Below are 4,806 nucleotides of genomic sequence, written 5' to 3' on the forward strand. Positions count from 1 at the left end.
GTTCAGCGGAGTCCGCGGCGGCCTTGGCGACAGCCAGTGAAACACCCACGATCGCGTTGGCGCCCAGCCGGGACTTGTCCGGGGTGCCGTCGAGATCAACCAGCGCTTGGTCAACCAGCCGCTGGTCGTCGGCGTTGAGCCCGATCACCGCCGGCGCGATCTCGTCGAGCACTGCCTGCACGGCCTTCTTCACACCTTTGCCGCCGTAGCGTTCGCCACCGTCGCGCAACTCGACGGCCTCGTGCTCCCCGGTCGAAGCGCCCGACGGCACCCCCGCCCGGGCGAATGTCCCGTCGATCAGCGCAACTTCGACCTCGACCGTGGGGTTGCCACGGGAGTCGAGGATCTCGCGCGCACCGACCTGCTCGATGATGGGCACTGGGTTCTCCTTGCGCTTGTGGTCGGGGCGACCGGAGTGGTTCGGTCTCCCTTGGAAGAGGGTAGTGCTTTAGCCTATTGGAGCCTATTGGACGGGCGCTCACAGCGGATGACCCGCCGCGTAGGCGGTGGCCCAATCACGAACGGTGCGCGCGTATATCCCCGATTGGTTGTAGGCCAACAGCGCCGTCATCCAGCCCTTTGGCGTGGCGAGATCCTTTCCACGCCAACATAAGTAGCCAGCCGCCGACAATGCCGCATCGTCGATGTTGTCCGGGCTGATGATGCCGTCGTTGTTGGCGTCGACGCCGTACAACCGCCACGTCTCGGGGATGAACTGCATCGGTCCCATCGCGCGGACCACACCGTCGCCGGGCGGGGCGTTCTGGCCGGTCTGGTCGCTTTCGACGATGCGCAGGGTGCCTCCGGAACCGTCTAGGCGTACGCCGCGAATCGGGGGGTGCACGTCACCGTTGCGGTTCACCGTGGCGTGGTTGTACCTGCCGTGATGGCTTTCGATCTGGCCGATGCCGGCCAGCGTGGTCCACGACAGGTGGCAGTTGGGATTCTCCACCTCGGCCACCCGGGCGGCGTAAGCATAGGCCTCCAGCGCAGTGACCGGGATGTGCAGCGCCCGGGACCGCTTAGCGGCCCAGTCGAACAACTGGTCGGCGGGCCGACCCCTGGCCTGGTGGGTGTCCACCGGAGGCACCGGATCTCCGGCCGGCGGTGGCACGCCCTCGGGAATGGGGTTGCCGAGGTGCCAGGTGCAGCTGGACGCCAGCAGCAGCGCCGCCGCAGCCACGACCGCGGCCACCCGCAGCCAACGCACCGCCGACACCGCACTCTCCTACATGGATTGATCTGTGACCATCGTCCCACGGACGTGGGACCGTCGATGTGTTCCGCATTCAGCTGCGTCAGCGAAACCCGGCTTCACCAGCGATGACGGCGTCAATCCCGGCGTTGTAGAGTGCTGTGGGGCGCTGGGCGGTGCTTGTGCGGTGCTGCAGTCACCCGGTCAGATCGTCGCGTCCGGGGTTATCGAGCAGCGCGCTGCGCGCGCGGGCGACGCGGGACCGAATCGTGCCCACCGGGCAGTCGCACACCGCCGCGGCGTCATGGTAGGACAGCCCCAACAGCTGGGTCAGCAGCAGCGCTTCCCGCTGCTCGACGGAGAGGCCGGCGATCATCGTGGTCACTTCGACCAGGTCTTCGAAACCGCGCTCGGGGCGATCACGGTTGAGCACCTGCTCCGGGTCGGCGCCGTGCGCGGCGCGTGGCCGCGACCGCAGATAGCGGATGTGGTCGGCGACCACCCTGCGTGCGATGGCTAGCAACCAGGTCCGGGCGCTCGAACGCCCGGAGAACTGGGCGATCCCACCGATCGCCCGCAGGAAAGTTTCCTGGGTCAGGTCGTCGGCGCTGGCGCCGTCGCAGAGGTAGGCCACAAACCGCCACACGTCGTGCTGGGTGGCCTTGATGAATGCCTCAAGCGCGGCGGGGTTCCCGCTGGCGGCTGCCAAGGCGAGTGCGGTAACGGCCTGGTCGTCCCTGCCCCGGTCAACACCCGCCACGATCATCCAGCTTAGATGAGGCGTGAAACGCGGCGTGAAACGACGCGTGGCATCGCTGACCGGGCGCAGATGAGTGCGCCGCCGCCCGCGGTCGGCATCCGCCGGCAGAGCGCTGTCGGCCTGGCTGTCGGTCAGCGCGTCGACCGCACCCGATTTCGGCGATCCAGCGCGCTCGCGCGCCACCAGCACCGCGAAGACCAGGCCCACCAGCAACGGCATGTGGCTGATGACCCGCGCGGTGGTCACCTGGCCGGTGTAGGCGTCCGCGGCCACATACCCCAGCAGTGCCAGGGCAAACACACCCACGATCGTCGCCACGCCGGGCGCGGCAGCGGTCCAGATGCCGGCGGCGATCATCGCCCCGCCCAACGCCAGCAGCCATGCGGTGGATTCGTGCAGCAGATGGGCACCGGTGGCTGCCCCGTGTCCGTGGACGGACACCATCCCGAAATCGACACCGGCGATCTGCACCAGCGCCACGACCACCTGGAACACACCGACGACGATCAACGCCGCCCGGAAGACCGCGGCCCGGCCCGCCAGCCGGCCGTGCGTCCCGGGTGCCCCCGCCGTTGGCGCGGTTCCGGCCGCGGTCAGGATCTGCACGGCCAGGTCGGGCGCGGCGGCGACCTCAGCCGACGACAGCCGGCGCGCCTGCGCGGCCGCACCCACCAGCCAGCTGCGGCAGCTGCGGCAGGATGTCAGATGCACATCCAGCTGCTGGGAGGGAACGTACTGCGGCTCGCCGTCCAGCACCGCGGAAAGGGCCTCCCGGACAACTTCGCACCGCATTGCCACATCCTCGCGCATCCGAGCCCGCTGCACAAAAGTTCTGTGGTGACGGAACCCGGGTCCGCAGGCCTATTCGGCTGCAGCATCGTCGACCGGGAACGGTTCCGGCGCAGGCGGCCAGTAGGCACGCCACTCCTCCTCGCTGATCACGCCCAGCGGGGTGATGTCGAGCTCCTCCGGAACGTCGACTCCGCGGCGCTCGGCAGCGATGGCTTTCTCGGTGCCTCGCACGGTGTCCATGAACTCTAAAACCACCGTTCGCAAGTCGTTTTCGGCATCACCCTCGGCGGTGACTCTGACCGTCGTCATCGCCGCGGGGATCAGATCCGACGGCAGCCCCGCGCTGGTGGCCCTGTGAAACACCTTCTGCGCCAGCGCCAGTGCCGGCTGAGCGGTCGGCACGTCGTCCATGGTCGATTGGCGCGGCTTCTCCAAAGCCTTACGCTCTTCCCACTGCGCCAGCTGGTCTTCGAGAGAGATCTCATCGCCGGCAAGCACCGCCGGCACCCGGTTGGCAAGCTTGTGCAGCAGCGTGTCGGCGACGTCGTCGATGGTGAACGGGTGTGCCGGGGCGTCCTCGGCGACGCGCGCGTGAAACAGAACCTGCAACAACACATCACCGAGTTCTTCGCGCAGTTCGTCGGCGTTGCCACTGCGCACCGCGTCGAATAGCTCGTAGGTCTCCTCCAGTAGGAACCGGCGCAGCGAGTCGTGGGTCTGTTCGCTCTCCCAGGGCCCAGCGGTGCGCAGCTTGTCCATCGTCGCGACCGCATCGACCAACCGCTCACCGGCTGCTGCAGCGGGCGCGGAGATCAGCCGGTCGCCCGCTGCGAGTCGCGCGACGACAGCGGGATGCTCGGGGTCCGACGACAACAGCACCGAGGCATCAGGCCCGGAATGCGCCGGCCGCGCGTCCGGCAGCGACCACGGCACGGCGATCGGCATCTCCTCGGTGTAGGCCACGTCACCGGCGAGCAGTTCGACGGCTTCGACCGGCACCAGCGACGGTCGACGTGGATCGACGAGAACGACAGTCATCGCGCGCTCACCAATCCGGTGACGTCGACTTCGCGGTGCGGTTTCCCGTCGAGTACGGCCAGCAGGCGAGCGACCATCTGCACCAGGTCCAGGTCGCGGATGCGGGGGGCGCCCACACCGTTGCCGACCCGGGGAATCGGAACCTGGACGGTAGCCGTGGTGGCCCGGTAACGCGCACCCGGGTAGAGCCGGACCAGGCGCAGCTGCGCGGAGTCCGGCAGCGTCAGCGGGGCCAGCCGCAGGGTCGTGGCCGACGGCGCCGCCACTTCGGTGATGCCGGACGCACGGCACCGCAGCCGCAGCCGGGCCACCGCCACCACTCGGCCGGCCGGTTCAGGCAGCGGCCCGTAGCGATCGGTCAGTTCTTCGACAACGGCGGCGACGGCAGCGTCGTCCGCCGCAGCGGCCAGCCGCCGGTAGGCCTCCAGCCGCAGCCGGTCGCTGCCGATGTAGTCCGCCGGCAGATGGGCGTCCACCGGCAGGTCGATCCGCACATCCGTCGGTTCGCCGGGACCGGTTACGGCCTGTCCGTCGGCCGCCGCTCGGTAGGCGTCAACGGCCTCGCCGACCAGCCGCACGTACAAGTCGAATCCCACCCCGGCGACGTGCCCGGACTGTTCGACACCCAGCACGTTGCCCGCACCACGGATCTCCAGATCCTTCATCGCCACCGCCATCCCGGCGCCCAGCTCGTTGTTCTGGGCGATGGTTGCGAGCCGGTCGTAGGCGGTCTCTGTCAACGGCGAGTCCCGCGGGTAGAGAAAGTAGGCGTAACCGCGTTCGCGGCTACGGCCGACCCGGCCACGCAGCTGGTACAGCTGGGCCAGGCCGAAGGTATCGGCGCGTTCGACGATCAGCGTGTTGGCGTTGGAGATGTCCAGGCCGGTCTCGACGATCGTGGTGCACACCAGGATGTCGTATTGGCGGTTCCAGAATCCCTGCACGGTGGTTTCCAGCAGTTCTTCGGGCATCTGGCCGTGCGCGACGGCGACCCGGGCCTCGGGCACCAGGTTGCGCACCC

4 protein-coding genes and 2 pseudogenes are annotated in these 4,806 nt (G+C 68.8%); all 6 read right to left on the bottom strand.

What is annotated here, in order from left to right; translation table 11 throughout:
- Positions 1 to 379 (bottom strand): annotated as a pseudogene (locus tag AC2VOP_RS05360) (phosphopyruvate hydratase); the annotation flags it as partial.
- A 99-nt stretch (positions 380 to 478) separates the two neighbouring features.
- Positions 479 to 1,219 (bottom strand): lytic transglycosylase domain-containing protein, encoded by a 741-nt coding sequence (locus AC2VOP_RS05365; RefSeq protein WP_486959986.1) that lies wholly within the window; start codon positions 1,217 to 1,219, stop codon positions 479 to 481.
- A 172-nt stretch (positions 1,220 to 1,391) separates the two neighbouring features.
- On the bottom strand, positions 1,392 to 1,961 hold the full coding sequence (gene sigC / locus AC2VOP_RS05370; protein WP_486959989.1) for an RNA polymerase sigma factor SigC: 570 nt from the start codon (positions 1,959 to 1,961) through the stop codon (positions 1,392 to 1,394).
- A gap of 81 nt (positions 1,962 to 2,042) precedes the next feature.
- Positions 2,043 to 2,765, bottom strand: a pseudogene (locus AC2VOP_RS05375) (DUF2275 domain-containing protein); the annotation flags it as partial.
- Positions 2,766 to 2,816: 51 nt separating this feature from the next.
- On the bottom strand, positions 2,817 to 3,785 hold the full coding sequence (locus AC2VOP_RS05380) for a nucleoside triphosphate pyrophosphohydrolase (RefSeq protein WP_486959987.1): 969 nt from the start codon (positions 3,783 to 3,785) through the stop codon (positions 2,817 to 2,819).
- On the bottom strand, positions 3,782 to 4,806 hold a 1,025-nt coding region (locus tag AC2VOP_RS05385), incomplete at its 5' end, for a TRCF domain-containing protein (protein WP_486959988.1). The genes AC2VOP_RS05380 and AC2VOP_RS05385, both read right to left, overlap by 4 nt.

The sequence above is a fragment of the Mycobacterium sp. TH-M106 genome (assembly GCF_057473765.1).

Excerpts from the sequence above, each read along its gene's own strand:
- sigC (WP_486959989.1), bottom strand. The coding sequence starts at position 1,961 with ATGATCGTGGCGGGTGTTGACCGGGGCAGGGACGACCAGGCCGTTACC.
- AC2VOP_RS05380 (WP_486959987.1), bottom strand. The coding sequence starts at position 3,785 with ATGACTGTCGTTCTCGTCGATCCACGTCGACCGTCGCTGGTGCCGGTC.